This window comes from Rahnella aceris (assembly GCF_011684115.1).
In the GTDB taxonomy this organism is placed as follows: domain Bacteria; phylum Pseudomonadota; class Gammaproteobacteria; order Enterobacterales; family Enterobacteriaceae; genus Rahnella; species Rahnella aceris.
Genome location: NZ_JAADJV010000001.1, coordinates 186816 through 203436 on the forward strand (window position 1 = coordinate 186816; position 16621 = coordinate 203436).

14 protein-coding genes and 1 riboswitch are annotated in these 16621 nt (G+C 51.5%); of the genes, 4 read left to right on the plus strand and 10 right to left on the minus strand.

What is annotated here, in order from left to right; all coding sequences use genetic code 11:
* Positions 1–20 precede the first annotated feature (20 nt).
* On the minus strand, positions 21–1010 hold the full coding sequence (locus GW591_RS00930) for a glycosyltransferase family 2 protein (RefSeq protein WP_051931106.1): 990 nt from the start codon (positions 1008–1010) through the stop codon (positions 21–23).
* Between the two features lie 290 nt (positions 1011–1300).
* A riboswitch (TPP riboswitch) is annotated at positions 1301–1399 on the plus strand.
* Between the two features lie 34 nt (positions 1400–1433).
* Between GW591_RS00930 and thiM the strand changes: the two genes are divergently transcribed.
* Together thiM and thiD are read left to right on the plus strand one after the other, a co-directional pair.
* Entirely contained in the window at positions 1434–2243 is an 810-nt protein-coding gene (gene thiM, locus GW591_RS00935) for a hydroxyethylthiazole kinase (RefSeq protein ID WP_119261350.1), read from the plus strand.
* A complete protein-coding gene (gene thiD / locus GW591_RS00940; RefSeq protein WP_015689480.1) occupies positions 2240–3040 on the plus strand; it encodes a bifunctional hydroxymethylpyrimidine kinase/phosphomethylpyrimidine kinase in 801 nt (266 codons plus the stop codon). Before thiM ends, thiD begins: the two co-directional genes overlap by 4 nt.
* 7 nt (positions 3041–3047) lie before the next feature.
* Here thiD and GW591_RS00945 read toward each other — a convergent pair whose 3' ends face one another.
* The 3 genes from GW591_RS00945 to GW591_RS00955 all read right to left on the minus strand — a co-directional run bounded on the left by GW591_RS00945 (position 3048) and on the right by GW591_RS00955 (position 5632).
* Positions 3048–3896 carry a hypothetical protein gene (locus tag GW591_RS00945; RefSeq protein WP_166859952.1) on the minus strand — a complete coding sequence of 283 codons (849 nt, stop codon included), beginning with the start codon at positions 3894–3896 and terminating at the stop codon, positions 3048–3050.
* Positions 3897–4018: 122 nt separating this feature from the next.
* Entirely contained in the window at positions 4019–4705 is a 687-nt protein-coding gene (locus GW591_RS00950) for a GntR family transcriptional regulator (protein WP_013574394.1), read from the minus strand.
* Positions 4706–4795: 90 nt separating this feature from the next.
* Complete coding sequence (locus GW591_RS00955) at positions 4796–5632, minus strand: AraC family transcriptional regulator (protein WP_166859954.1); 837 nt, start codon at positions 5630–5632, stop codon at positions 4796–4798.
* Between the two features lie 272 nt (positions 5633–5904).
* Here GW591_RS00955 and GW591_RS00960 point away from each other — a divergent pair, with 272 nt between their 5' ends.
* On the plus strand, positions 5905–7314 hold the full coding sequence (locus GW591_RS00960) for an MFS transporter (protein WP_013574396.1): 1410 nt from the start codon (positions 5905–5907) through the stop codon (positions 7312–7314).
* Positions 7315–7337: 23 nt separating this feature from the next.
* Entirely contained in the window at positions 7338–9311 is a 1974-nt protein-coding gene (locus tag GW591_RS00965) for a glycoside hydrolase family 127 protein (protein WP_166859956.1), read from the plus strand.
* Positions 9312–9316: 5 nt separating this feature from the next.
* Here the strand turns inward: GW591_RS00965 and GW591_RS00970 are convergent, their stop codons facing one another.
* The 6 genes from GW591_RS00970 to GW591_RS00995 all read right to left on the minus strand — a co-directional run bounded on the left by GW591_RS00970 (position 9317) and on the right by GW591_RS00995 (position 16555).
* Positions 9317–9871, minus strand: coding sequence for a chorismate mutase (locus GW591_RS00970; protein WP_112151278.1), 555 nt, complete (start codon positions 9869–9871; stop codon positions 9317–9319).
* A gap of 277 nt (positions 9872–10148) precedes the next feature.
* Complete coding sequence (locus GW591_RS00975; RefSeq protein WP_015689485.1) at positions 10149–11438, minus strand: MFS transporter; 1290 nt, start codon at positions 11436–11438, stop codon at positions 10149–10151.
* A gap of 123 nt (positions 11439–11561) precedes the next feature.
* Entirely contained in the window at positions 11562–12575 is a 1014-nt protein-coding gene (locus tag GW591_RS00980; RefSeq protein WP_013574400.1) for a Zn-dependent oxidoreductase, read from the minus strand.
* 11 nt (positions 12576–12586) lie between these two features.
* Positions 12587–13801, minus strand: coding sequence for a D-mannonate dehydratase ManD (gene manD, locus GW591_RS00985; RefSeq protein WP_013574401.1), 1215 nt, complete (start codon positions 13799–13801; stop codon positions 12587–12589).
* Between the two features lie 191 nt (positions 13802–13992).
* Positions 13993–15006 (minus strand): 3-dehydro-L-gulonate 2-dehydrogenase, encoded by a 1014-nt coding sequence (gene yiaK, locus GW591_RS00990; RefSeq protein WP_166859958.1) that lies wholly within the window; start codon positions 15004–15006, stop codon positions 13993–13995.
* Entirely contained in the window at positions 14993–16555 is a 1563-nt protein-coding gene (locus GW591_RS00995) for an MFS transporter (protein WP_112151273.1), read from the minus strand. Before GW591_RS00995 ends, yiaK begins: the two co-directional genes overlap by 14 nt.
* Between the last annotated feature and the right edge of the window lie 66 nt (positions 16556–16621).

Below are 16621 nucleotides of genomic sequence, written 5' to 3' on the forward strand. Positions count from 1 at the left end.
ATTGTAATAATTTTCTAGTTTTATAATTGATCTTTTTCAGGTGGATAATTTTTTTTTGCCAAAGGTTGAGGATTTCTGTTGTGCAGTTGTGCGGTTTTAAATCTTAAATCTTCAAGTAATGTTCTGTTAGCAGAAAGCAAATCTGCAACGAATGCAATCAGCAAGGTCTGAAATCCCATCCCCAACAAGATAGATGCCAAAATTAGAGACTGTATATTTCCTGTGCCATCTCCCGTAAAGTATTTGAATAAGAAACGTAGTCCGATCAAAAATCCAATGGTGAAAAGTGTCAAGCCAATGGTTCCAAAAAATCTGAATGGACGATAGATCACGAATATTCTTATAATTGTGATTACGCTTCTTTTGATATATGAAAATGTACTTTTCACCAGTCGGGAAGGGCGTAAGTCATCATTTACTCTGATAGGTACGGATGTAATAGAGATGTTTTTCTGTCCGGCTTGGATAATAGTTTCAAGGGTATAAGTATAATTACTGAAAACTATAAGCTTTTGAGCCGTTTCGCGGTTAATTGCACGAAAACCACTGGGCGCGTCAGGAATATCCGTTTTACTGGCCGTCCGCACAACCCAACTCCCTAGTTTTTGAAGTAATTTCTTCAAAGGTGAGAAGTGTTCAATTGCCTGAATTGGACGTTCCCCAATAACAAATTCTGCCTGTGACGAGAGTATTGGGGCAACTAATTTCGGAATATCATCTGCATTATATTGATTATCGGCATCAGTATTGACGATGACGTCGGCACCAAATTTTAAACAGGCATCAATTCCTGTCATGAATGCATAAGCCAGGCCTTTATTGGTCTTATGCCTGACTATGTGGTCTACGCCATTTTTCCTGGCCACGTCGATGGTATCGTCTGAGCTGCCATCATCAATAATCAGCCATTCAACGCTATCAAAGCCTTCAACATGCCGGGGCAAGGCATTCAGAGCAATAGCCAACGTGCCACCTTCATTAAAGCAAGGTATTTGTATAATTAATTTCACATCACATTCCTCTGCTAACGCTGATGTATATTATTCATGAATTTAATATAATCATTTCAATAAGTAAAAGCACTTATAGATATTCTTAAGCATATATAAAACCAGACGGTATTTGATATAGATTAGCAGGTATATGTGATGCTTGTGGCAAAAATAACATATTAATGAAAAGCCGCCTTAGTAAGGGTATTCCTGTCAAACCAATGGATATGTTAATACTGTCCTATTAGAGAACAGTGGTTTTTAACGCATTTCCTGATTGATCTTCTGACCTCCGCCGCCAATAATGTTCCCTTGACTCGGGGTGCCCGCTGCAAAGCAGGGCTGAGATTTTACCCGTATTACCTGATCTGGATTATGCCAGCGTAGGGAAGTCAGGTATCTCTCCTGATACCGCCTTCCTGAGTGCCGGTGGGGAGATTTATGAATACCCGACCTACCTTCTTGCCCGGCGCCTTAGCCGCCACTTCTCTGAAACGACTCCGCCTTTCAGCGCCGCTGGTTCACTGCCTGACCAACGACGTGGTGCAATCTTTTACCGCCAATGTCCTGCTGGCGCTGGGTGCATCTCCGGCGATGGTGGTTGATCCCGCCGAAGCGGCGCAATTTGGCGCCATTGCTGATGCCTTATTGGTGAACGTCGGCACGCTGACACATCCCCATGCCGATGCGATGCGGGCGGCTATTCACGCAGCCAGTCAGGCCGGAAAGCCCTGGGTGCTGGATCCGGTTGCTGTCGGCGGTCTGAGCTGGCGTACAGAATTCTGTCGTGAAATCATCACACTTAAACCTGCCGCAATCCGCGGTAATGCCTCGGAAATCCTGGCTCTCAGCGGCCTCAGTGCGTCCGGGCGGGGCGTGGACAGCGGTGATGATTCCCTTTCTGCCTTACCTGCCGCACAGCAACTGGCGCGGGAGACCGGCGCGGTAGTGGCTGTGACGGGTGAAACCGATTACGTCACCGACGGGATGCGCAGTTGGGCGGTGGCTGGCGGACATCCGATGATGACCCGCGTGGTGGGTACCGGATGCGCATTATCTGCGGTGGTGGCGGCCTTTGTGGCTTTGCCGGGTGATCGCCTGGATAACGTGGCCGCCGCCTGCCGGGTGATGTCCTGTGCCGGCGAGCGCGCCTGTGCGGTCGTGAAGGGGCCGGGCAGTTTCACGCCTGAATACTTCGATAATCTGTATTTAATGGGCGAGGAATGGCTGAATGGCGAGGAAATACAATGAAACGTATTAATGCACTGACGATTGCAGGCACAGATCCGAGTGGCGGGGCGGGGATCCAGGCGGATTTGAAAACCTTCTCGGCGCTGGGTGCGTACGGCACCAGTGTGATCACCGCGCTGGTGGCGCAGAACACCCGTGGTGTGCAGTCGGTCTATAACATTGAGCCCGGTTTCGTTTCAGCGCAGCTCGATTCCGTACTGAGCGATGTGCGGATCGACAGTGCGAAAATCGGCATGCTGGCGAACAGTCAGATTGTGGAGGCGGTTGCGGAGCGACTCAGACATTATCAGCCGCCGTTTGTGGTGCTGGATACCGTGATGCTGGCGAAAAGTGGCGATCCGTTACTGCTGCCGGAGGCCGTGGATGCCGTGCGTCGTTTGCTGATCCCGCAGGCTTCCATTATTACGCCAAATCTGCCCGAAGCGGCGGCGTTACTGGACTGTGCGGTGGCGGCGAATGAAACCGAAATGCGTGAGCAGGGAGAAGCCTTACTGGCGATGGGATGTGGTGCCGTGCTGATGAAAGGGGGACATCTGAGTGATGAGGAAAGCCCTGACTGGCTGTTTGTGACCGGTTCCCGTGAGCGGTTTACTGCGCCGCGTGTGAATACCCGACATACCCATGGCACCGGTTGCACGCTGTCGGCCGCGCTGGCCGCGTTACGTCCGCGTCATCACAACTGGGCCGATACGGTACGCGAAGCCAAAGCCTATTTACAGCAGGCGCTGATGCAGGCCGACTCACTGGAAGTCGGCCACGGTATCGGGCCTGTGCATCATTTCCACCGCTGGTGGTAACCGCGGATTATGCCTGGTGCTGGGTTTCGCTCAGCGCCTGTTCAACCTGATGAAATTTCGTCAGCGCCTTTTGCAAATGAACGGCATCAAACGGGTTCAGCGGATAGAATTTTTCTTCTTTACGCGGGCGCAGCATGACGCGGATTTTAGTTGCTGACATCCGTTCAAACAGATAGCTGGCAATATCGTCGTTCTCCTCGTCCTGCCACGACAGCAGCAATGCCGCATGCTCACCGCTGCGGCGGCCAATAAATTGTCCGTGTGACCACAGCCCTTCAAATTCGCCATCCTTTTGCAGTTTTTTGCCACTGAACCACGGTGATTCAGCCAGCGTCAGGAGGGCTTGCGGCGTGATATCCGCATACAACTGGCGCCACTGCGGGCGGTTGTTATCCATCTGCCAGCAGGCCATGCCGAGATAATCGTTCAGTTCACGCCAGTCCTGTTCCAGTTTCTCCCTGAGTTCAGGATCCTGCACATGCATGAACTGTTGCAGGCCGGTCGCCTGCTCACCCAGCTTGTTATAGGCAATAACGGTCATGGTGCGGGGCTTACGGCGGAATGTGACCCACAGCAGCACTTTGGGGATGCGGAAAGTGATGGCCTGAACGGTGAGTTTGTAACGGTTGCCACGTGACATCACCAGGCCGCTGGAAGTGCCCCGTTTGTCCTGATAATTTCTCACCAGTACCACGCTGTTCTGTCCCATCCAGCCCGTGACGTAATGTTCTTTTTCGCTTTCTGCCACGTCCAGATCGTGAACGATCTGGGTGATTTTCTCGTTATCGAGCTGGGAGAGGGACAGTGACTGATCGGCACTGTAGTAGCTTTTTTTCAGGGCGGCTGCGGCTGGCATAAAAGTATCCACGATATTGATGTGGTTTACAGCTTACACCAAGTTGTCATACAGATTTTAGGGATAACCCGCAAAATTTGATCGCTGTCGTTCACTGTTTGTGTATTACAACGTCCTTTTACTTACTCGGCATCAAACCAGTCACTGTTCTGTTCGGCAATCGGGGTAATGGTGGAAATCATTTCCTGCAAATGAATGCGGATAGCTTTTTCAGCGGCGTCCGGGTCATGCGCTTTCAGCCCGTCAAAAATCGCATAATGTTGTGCAATCAGATTTTCCGGCGGTGACACTTTACTGAGTGTCAAAAAGCGCACGCGATCCATTGTCGCTTTGATGTGCTCGACGGTTTCCCATGCCAGGCGGCAGTCGATGATCTGCGCAATCGTGCGGTGGAACTCATCATCCAGCAACAGGAATTCCTGCGTTTGCTGACTCTTTGCCGCCAGAGTCTGACGCTCAAGATTATGTTCGAGCAAGGCCAGATCTTTATCGGTGGCGACCATGGCTGCACGGCGTACCACGGCGGTTTCGACTGCTTCGCGAATGAAGCGTCCGTCGGCAACCCGCTTGGAGGAAATTTTCATTACATAGGTGCCGCGTTGCGGTAAAACCTGAACCAGCCCGGCTTCGGCCAGTTTGATAAAAGCTTCGCGAACCGGCTGGCGGGACACATTAAAGCGTGTGGAAATTTCTTTCTCCGACAGGAATGCCCCCGGCGCGATGGCACAGGTGACGATGTCCTGACGCAAGGTGCGATAAATCTGCTGATTAACCGGCACATTACTGAGAAATTCAAAGGAGTCTGTCATGGGCAAAAGTTGTCTTTAAAGTCGGGAAACGACAATACTAACATGAGTTTTCTGATGTTTTTGAGATTGTTAGCGCAAGCTTTCATCAAATTATTGGGAGTTTATATGCTCCCGGCAATACAGCTTTTTATAGGCCGCGGGTGTGATACCCAGCAGTTTACGAAATACCCGGCGAAAATACGCCACATCGTTAAACCCCGTCAGGCGTGCCACGTCCGCCACATTGCCGGTATTGGCCAGTAACAGCTTTTCTGCTGCAGCGACACGTTGTTTATGCAGCGCATCCGTCAGCGTCATCTGAAAGATCAGGCGGAAAACCCGCCCGAGATAATCCGCGTTACAGTGCAGCCGCTGCGCCAGCTCAGAGGCCCCCAGTGGCAGATGAAACTGTGTGGTGATCAGCTGACGGGCTTTGTAGGCCAGCGCCACGCCGGGGCCGCCGGGTTCGACATTCTCCGGCCAGGCGCGCGAGACTTCCTCTAACAGCAAAATCAGGAACAGCTCAAGAGAATTACCGCCGCGTTCCTGTTCATATAAAAATAATCTGAACAGCGTTAACAGGGTTTCACTGTCCCTGACTTTACAATGCTGTGGAATATTTAGCTGTAAAGAGGGACTATTTTGCTGTGGTTTAATGATTGCTATATCTTCCACAATATCAAAATGCAGCCAGTAAAATTTTAAATCGGGATCAAAGGTTGTGACGCCTTTATGTTCCCTGCCGGGAAATAACAGTAAACTTTCTCCTGTATGCAAATCAAAACGCGTATTTTCTTCCTGTAAAGACAACGAGCCACGGACGACATAAATTAATTCGTGCGAACTCAGACGTCGGGTCGGATGTGTGCCAATTCCTCTGGAAATGAACAGGCCACCGTTTTGCACTTTAACCGGGTAATTTACGGAGAACGCGAGCATTTCAGGCATTTTAAGGCACTCATCAGGCAAGTTTTGCCTGACAGTAGCACAGGAAACGTGCACCACCAGCCGGGCATGAAGAGGTTTTGATCTGCTTCACAGATTCTGGGTGTGAGTCGGAATTGTCCCGTTTAACTACTTTTCTCTCCTCTTGTTGGCATGAGAACCCTATGCCAGATTTATGGCGTACCTTATTTCATCTCAGGGCTGATACGAATAATTAGCCTTATTCATTGTGTTCCTACAGCTTATAAATAACGATATAAAAGCGAGGAAAGATAATGCCAACAGATTCAGTTAATACAGGCTCTGCACCGGTAAACGGTGAGGACAGAATACTTTCTGCTAATGCCAAACTTTCTGTCAGTGAAAAAATCGGTTATGGATTAGGTGATGCCGGTGGCACGATAATTACCTGTCTTATCACCAGTTTTCTGACATTCTTTTATACCGATGTTTTCGGGCTGACACCTGCGATTGTCGGTACGCTGTTTATTTCGCTGCGTGTGATTGACGCGATTTCCGATCCGCTGATGGGCATTCTGGCTGACCGCACGCAAAGCCGCTGGGGACGTTTTCGTCCCTGGCAGTTATGGATCGCGTTGCCTATTGGCGTGGTCGGATTTCTCACTTTTACGGTACCCGGCCTGAGTGGCGATGCCAAAATTGCCTACGCCTTCTTCACCTATTTCCTGCTCTCCGTGTCCTATACGGCAATCAACGTGCCGTACTGCGCGCTGATTAACACCATGACCACTGATCATCGCGAAGTGATGTCTTGTCAGTCGTGGCGCTTTGTACTGTGCGGCGTGGCGGGCTTTATGGTTTCCGTCGGGCTGCCGTGGCTGGTGCAGGTGTTGGGTAAAGGCAATGCGGCGGTGGGATATCAGCAGGGCGTAGGGTTGCTTTGCGCGGTTGCTGTGGTGATGTTCCTGTGGTGCTTCTTCACGGTACGCGAACGCCTGCCCCTTGCACTGCTCGGGCAATTCAGCGTTAAGGAACACATTCGCGGCATGCTGAAAAACGATCAGTTGCTGCTGGTTTTACTGATGTCTTTCCTGCTGATCAACGTGTTCAATCTGCGTGGCGGCGGCTACATGTATTTCATCACTTATGTGCTGAAAGGCGGGGCGGGCTACGCCTCTATGTTCTTCGGCATGGTAACGCTGGCATCCATTCTTGGCGCGGTGATCGTCAATCAGCTGACCAAATTTATCGACAGCGTGCGGCTGTATATGTTGACTAATCTGGTACTGGCGGTGTTTTCCCTGATGCTGTGGTTTGTCCCTGCCGGTGAACATTATCAGACGCTGTGGCTGGGTATCATCTTTGTACACTGTGTGATCCTCGGGTTCACCTTGCCGCTGCACTTTTCCATCATGGCGTTCGCCGACGATTACGGGCACTGGAAAAATGGTATCCGTTCCTCCGGCATGAACTTTGCCTTCAATCTGTTCTTTATCAAACTGGCCTGGGCATCAAGTGCCGGGATCATCAGCCTGGTCTTCATTATGGTCTCTTATCAGGCTGGCGCAGAGCATCAGACTGCAGCGTCGCTCGGCGGGATCACTTTGCTGGAAACATTGTTGCCTGCGGCGATGCATCTGCTGCTGGCGGGAACGCTGATGTTTTGCAAACTCGATAACAAATTGCTGTCGCGGATGTCGCACGATTTGGCCGCAAAAATCTAATTTACTGTTTTTCAGGAGGTTGTATGCCGTTTTCTCCGGTTGATTCTTTAGAAGTGCCTTTGCAAAAAGTGAATGTTTCCGATGCGTTCTGGCTGGAATATCAGCGACTGGTGAAAGATGTGGTGGTGCCGTATCAGTGGAAAGCGCTCAACGATGACGTCGCCGACGCCGAACCAAGCCATGCGATTGAAAATTTCCGGATTGCCGCCGGGCAAAGCGATGGCGAGTTTTATGGCATGGTTTTTCAGGACAGCGACGTGGCTAAATGGCTGGAAGCGGTGGGGTATTTGCTGGCGAAAACGCCGGATCCTGCGCTGGAAGCAACGGCGGATCAGGTGATCGAGCTGGTCGGCGCGGTGCAGCAACCTGACGGCTATCTGAACACGTATTTCACCGTCAAAGAGCCGCAACAACGCTGGGCCAATCTGGCTGAATGTCACGAACTTTACTGCGCCGGACATCTGATTGAAGCGGGTGTGGCCTATGCGCAGGCGACCGGCAAAACCCGGTTACTCGAGATTGTCTGCAAACTGGCGGATCACATCGCAGACGTTTTCGGGCCGGGCGAACAGCAACTGCATGGCTATCCGGGGCATCCGGAAATTGAACTGGCGCTGATGCGTTTGTATGAACAAACTGCCGAAACGCGATATCTCGAACTGACCCGCTATTTTGTTGAACAGCGCGGCACACAGCCGCATTTCTACGATATCGAATATGAGAAACGTGGAAAAACCTCGCACTGGAATACTTACGGTCCGGCGTGGATGGTGAAAGATAAGGCCTACAGTCAGGCGCATGTACCGGTGGCTTTGCAGACAACGGCCATCGGGCACGCGGTGCGTTTTGTGTATCTGTATGCCGGTGTGGCGCATCTGGCGCGGTTGAGTCAGGATCAGGAAAAACGCGAAGTGTGCCAGCGATTGTGGGAAAACATGACCCAGCGGCAGATGTACATCACCGGCTCAATCGGCTCGCAAAGCAGCGGTGAGGCGTTTTCTTCCGACTATGATTTACCCAACGACACGGCTTACACCGAAACCTGCGCATCGATTGGCCTGATGATGTTCGCCAACCGCATGTTGCAGATGGATTCTGACAGCCGTTATGCCGATGTGATGGAACGTGCGCTTTATAACACTGTGCTGGCCGGTATGGCGCTCGACGGCAAACATTTTTTTTATGTGAATCCTCTGGAAGTGCATCCGAAAAGCATTCCGTTCAACCATATTTATGACCACGTAAAACCGGTGCGTCAGCGCTGGTTCGGCTGTGCCTGCTGTCCGCCGAATATTGCGCGTCTGCTGGCGTCGCTCGGCCATTACATCTATACCCAGCGTCCGGACGGTGTGGATATCAATCTGTATATCGGCAGTGATGTCGAAGCGACCATCGGCGGAAAGGCGTTGCGACTGAAACAGTCCGGCGGTTATCCGTGGGCAGAAGGCGTGCTGATTGAAATCGATACCGATCAGCCACTGGAAGCCACGCTGGCGCTGCGTTTACCTGACTGGTGCGCCAGTCCGCAGGTCACGCTCAATGGCAACCCGCTTGAACTGACCAGCCTGACGCAACGTGGATATTTGCGTTTGACGCAGGAATGGCAGAAAGGCGATCGCATTGAAATGATGCTGCCGATGCCGGTGATGCGGGTGAAAGGCAACGCGCTGTTGCGGCATGTTGCGGGGAAAGTGGCAGTGCAGCGCGGGCCGCTGGTGTATTGCCTTGAGCAGGCTGACAACGGCAGTGAACTGCATAACATCCGCCTGCCGGGTGATGCGCAATTCCGTCTGATTTCCGGCAGCGGATTGTTCGCCGGTAAAACCTTATTGCAGACACAGGGCGAACGCCGGACATCCGTTCAGGCCAGTCAGCAGCCACTGTATCGTTACAATCCGCCAGCGCAACAAACGGTACCGCAAACCATAACCTTTGTGCCGTACTTTACCTGGGCGAATCGTGGGGAAGGAGAGATGCGGGTTTGGGTGGACGAATAAAACCGTCATCCTTCAGCCTGTTTCACGCGTCTGATCCCGGATAACCCCTGGACCAGACGCGCTTTATCCACTTCGGTTAGCTGCGGCGCATGCAGCAGAATCATAATCTCTGATTTATCTTCCTCACTGAACCCGCCGGCCAACAGGCGCTGACTAATGGCGCTCAAAATTTGCTTATCCTGTGCAGAGATGGAGTCCCTGACCCTATCGAGGCTTTTCGGTTTGTCCCCCATATCGGGCTGCGATAACCAGTCAGCAAAATAGCGGTACTGGATAGCTTTGGCGACGTCCATCTGCGCCTGAATAAAAGGAAGCACCGAGTGCGGGTCAAGTCCTGCCTCTTCCGCTTCAGCCTGCGCGAGAGAGAGAACCTTCTTTTCACGCACCAAATCTTCGACCGGTAAATGATTTGCCGCTTTATAAGCCGCCACGTCTTTCATATCCACCATGCGTTCGTTCATCGCCGTTGTGAGAGAAGAGATCGCTGTGGCCGGCACCGATGCCGCATAAACTGAGCCCACCATAAATAACGAAGACAAAAACACCATGATATAAGCCATAACACCCTCAGTTGCGTCAGGAAGAATAAGGAATTTACTTTGCCATTAAAATAATACCGCAGTGTTACAAAGATTCATGCATTACGCCTGAAATGTGCTCTGACGGCTTTTGAGTGATGGGCAGTATGGCAAGCATGGCGTACCGGGTACAGATTGTGCAGATGGCGGAAAGGGCGCTTCCGGAATGAACGGCATCGCGTTAATGTAAGATTACAATCAGCGAATAGGGAAAAATGCCGCTCCCCTGTGGCAGGGAGCAGCATTGGTATTCAGAATATCAGTTGTGAGACAGAGTGGAGTCGGGCAGGTGTTTTGGCGGTTTAATCACGAAGAACACCAGCATTGCACCCAGTGCGGCGACGCCACCAGCGAGAATAAAGGCACTGTCAAAACGTCCGGTGTTTTGCACAATGAAACCCGTCACGACCGGACCAATGATGCCCGAGACGCTGCCGACCAGATGAATAAATCCGCTGGTGCCGCCGACGCGGGATTTATGCACCACATCCTGAATAATCGCCCAGTAAATCGCACCGGTGGTATACAGGAAGAAAATAGACACTGACATCAGAATGACTGCCGGCACCACGCTGGTGACAATACCGGCGAGGGCGACACAAATAGCCGCGGCTAACAGGCTGACCACTAATATAATTTTACGCGACAATAACAAACGGCCGGTAATATTGAAAATCTTATCAGAAATATAACCGCCCAATGCCAGGCCGACAAAACCGACAATCCACGGAATAACCGTTGTCAGACTCATCTCTTTGATATTCAGGCCATGTGCCTGAACCAGGTAAGCCGGGAACCAGCTGAGGAAGAAAAATAAAATATAGTTGTAGCAGAAGAACGCAAATGCCGTAACCAGAATAATCGGCTGACGTAAATAATAGCCCAGACCATGTGCGGCCTGCGCCATATTCTCTTCTTCGCTTAAATGCTCGTTCTTCATTTCATCAACTAAACGCAATTCTTCCGGTGAAACGCGTTTACTTTTCAGCGGATTATCGGCAACGGTAAAGAACCACACGACCATCCAGACGATCCCGATACTGGCAATGACCATAAACGCCGGACGCCAGCCGAAGGAAATCGCCAGATACCCGACAATCGGCCCGGCCACTGCACCGCCGAGGGGAGAACCGGCGCTGAGCAAGCCCATCGCGGTTGCCGCCTGTTTCTTCGGGAACCAGCCGTTAATCATCTTATTTGCTGAGGCGCAGATCGGGCCTTCGGCCATGCCGAATAATACCCGTAAAATAAGCATGGAATAAAAACCGGTCGCGATAGCGGTCATGCCGCAAAATACTGACCATAAGCCGACGGCTAATCCCATTACCAGCGTCGGACCGAATTTATCCACGGCCAGGCCACCGATAAAGTTAAATATTGCGTAACCAAAGAAGAAGCTGCCAAATATCATGCCGAATTGTTCGGGATTAATGGTCAGTTCTTTTTCTATCATAGGCACAGTAATCGACAGCGCAACGCGGTCGAGGTAATTGATCATGTAAACCAAGAACAGCAAGAATACGATGATCCAGCGTAGGTTCTTAAACATAAATGTATGCTCCACTTGTAGGTGTCGTTTTAATAGTGTTGCGTTTTTATAGGTAGAATATGAGGTACGGGAGGCGGGAAGATATTTGAAATCTTCCCGTCTTTTATAAAAAAAATCAAAAAATCAGAATGTCAGTAAAACCTTGCAGCAGGAACGCTGATCTTTCTCAAACAGCGTTAATGCCGCTTCCACTTCGCTGGCGGGCATCCAGTGCGTCACCAGTTTTTCGGGTGCGATTTTTCCCTGCTCCATCCATTCAATCACCTGGGGGAACCGGTGACTGTTCAGGCGTGAAGAAAACAGTGAAATCTCTTTGCTGGTAATGCTTTGCTGCGTGACCAGGCTGGGCTCGCCGGAGAAACCCATCATACCGATACGTGCTGCCGGAGACGCCAGCAGAATAGCTTCCTGCAAAATCGCCGGATGGCAGGCGGCATCGACGATGAGCGTTGGTCGCACACCTTCAGCGGCCAGTTCATCAGCCACGCTGCGTTCGCTATTGTTGATGATCCAGTCTGCGCCGCTGGCCTGCGCCATCTGCAACCGTTCGTCGATACGGTCAGCGACAATCACTTTCTGCACACCATAAACGCCTTTCAGCACCTGAATCACCGTCAGCCCCATCGGGCCGGCGCCGTATATCAGCGCGGTATCCTGCGGCGTCGGTTGTAGAAACGCCGTGATATTGGCCGCGATAGTAAACGGCTCGACCATACTGGCGAGTTTGTCCGGGATTATTTCCGGCACCACATAAGCGTTTTTCGCTGGCGCACAGGCGTAATCACTGAAACCGCCGTCGCGGTGGACGCCGATAACCTGCAGTTCTGCACAGACATTCGGGCGGCCAATCGAGCACGGATAACAATGTCCACAGCTGACGACCGGATCGATAACCACGCGCTCGCCGATACGTTTGACGTCTACGCCTTCACCGACGCTGTCGATGTGGCCGAAAAACTCATGGCCGATTACCCGTGGATATTTCGCAAACGGATTGTGACCGTGATAAATATGAACATCTGAACCACAGATGCCCGCGTGACTGACCCGAACTCGTACCTCGCCGGCGGCAGGTACCGGCAAAGCACGTTGCTCGATGACTAACTTTCCAGGTTTCTGAATAACGACACTGTTCATTTTTCGCTCCCTCACCAGTTCCACAAAGTGCCGTCTTCCAGACGGGCCACCGGCAGATACGCCGGTTCGTACGGATATTTCGCGGCCAGCTTTTCGTCAAACTCAATGCCCAGCCCCGGTTTTTCGCCCGGGTGCATGTAGCCGTTGTCGAACGTCCAGTTATGCGGGAAGACTTCCAGCATTTGCTCGGAATAACCCATGTATTCCTGCACGCCGAAGTTTGGCACCCACAGGTCGAAGTGCAGGGCTGCGGCCATACAAATCGGCGAAAGGTCAGAAGGGCCGTGGGAACCGGTACGCACCTGATACAACGAAGCGAAATCAGCGATGCGGCGCATGCCGGTGATACCGCCAGCGTGCGTCAGTGTGGTGCGGATATAGTCGATAAGCTGTTCTTCAATAAGCTGTTTGCAATCCCAGATACTGTTGAACACTTCGCCGACCGCAATGGGTGTGACTGTGTGCTGGCGGATCAAACGGAAGCATTCCTGATTCTCAGCGGGGGTCGGATCCTCCATCCAGAACAGGCGATATTCTTCGATGCTTTTGCCAAAGCGCGCTGCTTCGATGGGCGTCAGACGGTGGTGCATGTCGTGCAGCAGATGTTCGTCGAAACCGAATTTATCACGCACGGCTTCGAACAGTTTTGGCGTGAAATCGAGGTATTTTTCCGTCGACCACAACTGCTCTTCCGGCCAGTTACCTTTCGTCGCCGGTTCGTAGGCCAGACCTTTGCCTTTCGCCATGCCGTAAGTCGTTTTCATACCCGGAACACCGCATTGTGCGCGGATCGCCTTGAAACCGAGCTCTTTATGTTTGGCGTAATCGTCGAGCACTTCATCAATGGAATGGCCGGTGGTGTGGCAGTAGACCATGACGCCGGTGCGGGATGCGCCGCCGAGCAACTGGTACAACGGCATGTTGGCGGCTTTGGCTTTGATGTCCCATAACGCCATGTCCACGGCAGAAATCGCCGACATAGTGACCGGGCCGCGACGCCAGTAAGCGCCTTTGTAGAAAAACTGCCAGATGTCTTCAATCTGATGCGCATCACGGCCAATCAGTTGCGGACACACATGATCTTTCAGATATGACGCGACCGGTAACTCGCGGCCGTTCAGCGTGGCATCACCAATGCCAGTCAGTCCGCTGTCAGTGGTGATTTTCAACGTAACAAAGTTGCGTCCCGGACAAGTGACAAAAACTTCAGCATTCACGATTTTCATCGGTTACGACCTTCTGCAGTAAAAGTAGGATGCATTTTCTGTGGTTATAAATACGCCTTATCCTAACTACCATACAAGTATGTTTATCGTTTTTTGCCGGAGAGGATCACACTTTGTGAGGGAAATGTTGCGGGGATTAAAAACAAAACGCCTGCTATTAACAGGCGTGATTTGACGTGAAAGAGCGGGAACTATTCCGCCAGCCGTACCACTTCATCCCATACGGCTTCATCGACCGGGATGCCCAAACGGTGGTTTTCTTCGCGGTTGGAAGCGGCAGTCTGGCCCGGATAACGGACATCGCGGCTGTTTTCTGCGGGGTCGGACTGATTCACATAGTCTGCAACGCTGTCGGCCATGCGTTCGGTGAATTCGGCACCACCGAGTTGTGTCGGGTCAAACACCATAAAAATCTGGCTGGCGCCGGTACAACTGCCTTTGCCTATTTTGTCGATCTCATTGGTGGGCGATCCGGCAGACAACAGCGCGGCCATAGCATCGAGCACAATTGCCAGGCCGGAGCCTTTCCAGTAACCCGTCGGTAAAATACGCATGGAGGCCTCGATTGGGCCAGGATCGTCTGTGAGGTTTCCCTCTTTATCGTAGCCGCCGGGGAACGGCAGTTTTTCCTTTTTCAGCCGCGTGACCTGCAATTTACCGTAGGAATATTGTGACATCGCCATATCCAGCACGATCGGGCCTTTGGCCCGGGGCACGGCCATCACGAACGGGTTGTTGCCCACGCGGGGGGTTTTGCCGCCCCACGCAGGCATACAGGATTCAGTATTCGTCCAGCAAATCGCGGCCGTGCCTTGTTTTGCCGCATGCCAGCCATAACTTCCGCCACGCATCCAGTGGCTGCTGTTTTTCAGTGCGACAATGCCGACGCCGTATTCTTTTGCCATCTCTGCCGCTTTTTCGACGGCAAACAGGGCGTTGGTAATGCCGATCCCGCGGTTACCGTTGTAGATGGCGATGGCGCCAAGAGATTTTTCCAGCGCTGGTTGGGCATGAATATCAATCCAGCCTTTTTTAACGTAATCGACAAAGCGCGCCACACGGTTCAGCCCATGGGATGAAATGCCGTCGCAACTGGACTCTGTGTGGATTCGTGCACAGGTACGTGCGCTTTCTTCATCCAGACCGGCTTTTTGCAGGGCGCGGAAGATGGTCTGTTGCATCATGCTGAATTCAATTCTTGGCATGGTTGGCTCCGGTTGAGAGATCATCAGGCGTCAGAGGGGATAATTCTTCTGTCTGGATAAGAATATTATTATCACCCCAACATTTTTCGTATGGCCAGCCGGTAAGTTGCTCGGCAACTAAACGGGCTTCTGGTGTAACATCGTATTTACTGCCGCCGGCTTTCAGACGCTCAATTTCACTGACCAGCAACGCATGGTTATGTCGGGTGAGACGGAATTTCATTGAGCTGTATAACCCTACCAGCAGGAAAATGACGGAACCTGCGCCAAATACCAGCGTGATGCCGTAAACAGCTTCGACCGGTTGCGTTGCGCTTTTCGGTGTAAATCCGTAATGCTGTAATAACAGGCCAACTCCAAATAACGCCACCGCCTGAACGGCTTTGCGTACAAATGTCATTACCCCGGCGAATATCCCTTCGCGCCGTTTTCCGGTCAGCATTTCATCCACATCGGGAATAAAGCTGTAGATATTCCAGCAAACATAACTGGTACCCGAACGGCCAACGCCCATTAAAATGACGGAGAGATAAAGCAGCGCCATATTAAAAGGCAATTGTAATAAATGAATGGCTAAAAATAACCCGACACTGCCCAGCATAAATAGCTGTGCGATGCGGTAAGAAGCCCCGTTGCCTAATTTCATACACAGGAAAATAAACAAGGCGACGCAGACAAACTGCACCAGAGTCATTAACGTCATGGCATTCGACGCGGTCACGGCGTTTTGCCCGAGGACAAAAATAATGTAGTAGGCCAGCACCGCACCGAGCACGTCGAGGGCGACATAACCGCCAAGATACATCCCGACATGCTGACGGAAGGTGCGGACTTTCATCGTCGAAATCAGGGATTTAAACAGATGTTTCATGTCACGGCGGAAAGAAAGTTTCGGCGCAGCGACGTCAACCAGGATCGGACGCTCCCAAGTGTAGAAGTAAAGCATCAGGATCACCACGGCAAACAGCACGCCAAAAATCACCCCCATAATCAGAAATGATGACGATGAATCTTCACCGAGATAGGCAATGATCCGGCCGGGTAACCAGGCCGCTAATATCGCGGCACCGGTAGAGAAGAACATTCTGACGCCGGTCAGTTTGGTGCGCATTTTAAAACTGGATGTCATTTCCGCTGCCAGTGTTTCATAAGGCACAATTGCCAGCGTATAAGCAGCATAGAATAGAATATAAGTGAAAAGGTAGTACCAGAATCCCATGCCGCTGACCCACATAATAATGTAGGTCACCATAATCAGCGGAGCACCAAATAAGAAGAAGAAACCGCGGCGGCCGTATTTTTTACCCAGCGGATTACGATAGAAATTATCCGTGACATACCCCATAAGCGGATCGAAAAAAGCATCCAGCAGACGTGCTGTCGCAATAACGGCACCGGCCTCTGCGGGGCTTAATCCTGCATAGGTAGTATAGAAAAACATTATCCACAGACCCAAAACCGCAAAACAACCGCCGCCGAAGAAATCTCCTCCGCCGTAAGCCAGCATATTTTTTACCGATATCGGTCTTTCTTTATCGTGATTAATCATACTACCCCTGCATTCCGTCACCGGATAAATAAGAGTCGTAAAAAGAAATACGTCGTTTTTGCCCGC

What these genes read in the sequence shown, in the direction of transcription:
- GW591_RS00975 (WP_015689485.1), bottom strand. Translation starts at nt 11,438, where the DNA reads ATGTTTAAGAACCTACGCTGGATCATCGTATTCTTGCTGTTCTTGGTT.
- thiM (WP_119261350.1), top strand. Translation starts at nt 1,434, where the DNA reads ATGAATACCCGACCTACCTTCTTGCCCGGCGCCTTAGCCGCCACTTCT.
- GW591_RS00980 (WP_013574400.1), bottom strand. Translation starts at nt 12,575, where the DNA reads ATGAACAGTGTCGTTATTCAGAAACCTGGAAAGTTAGTCATCGAGCAA.
- GW591_RS00945 (WP_166859952.1), bottom strand. Translation starts at nt 3,896, where the DNA reads ATGCCAGCCGCAGCCGCCCTGAAAAAAAGCTACTACAGTGCCGATCAG.
- GW591_RS00955 (WP_166859954.1), bottom strand. Translation starts at nt 5,632, where the DNA reads ATGCCTGAAATGCTCGCGTTCTCCGTAAATTACCCGGTTAAAGTGCAA.
- GW591_RS00960 (WP_013574396.1), top strand. Translation starts at nt 5,905, where the DNA reads ATGCCAACAGATTCAGTTAATACAGGCTCTGCACCGGTAAACGGTGAG.
- yiaK (WP_166859958.1), bottom strand. Translation starts at nt 15,006, where the DNA reads ATGCCAAGAATTGAATTCAGCATGATGCAACAGACCATCTTCCGCGCC.
- manD (WP_013574401.1), bottom strand. Translation starts at nt 13,801, where the DNA reads ATGAAAATCGTGAATGCTGAAGTTTTTGTCACTTGTCCGGGACGCAAC.
- GW591_RS00950 (WP_013574394.1), bottom strand. Translation starts at nt 4,705, where the DNA reads ATGACAGACTCCTTTGAATTTCTCAGTAATGTGCCGGTTAATCAGCAG.
- GW591_RS00970 (WP_112151278.1), bottom strand. Translation starts at nt 9,871, where the DNA reads ATGGCTTATATCATGGTGTTTTTGTCTTCGTTATTTATGGTGGGCTCA.
- thiD (WP_015689480.1), top strand. Translation starts at nt 2,240, where the DNA reads ATGAAACGTATTAATGCACTGACGATTGCAGGCACAGATCCGAGTGGC.
- GW591_RS00995 (WP_112151273.1), bottom strand. Translation starts at nt 16,555, where the DNA reads ATGATTAATCACGATAAAGAAAGACCGATATCGGTAAAAAATATGCTG.
- GW591_RS00965 (WP_166859956.1), top strand. Translation starts at nt 7,338, where the DNA reads ATGCCGTTTTCTCCGGTTGATTCTTTAGAAGTGCCTTTGCAAAAAGTG.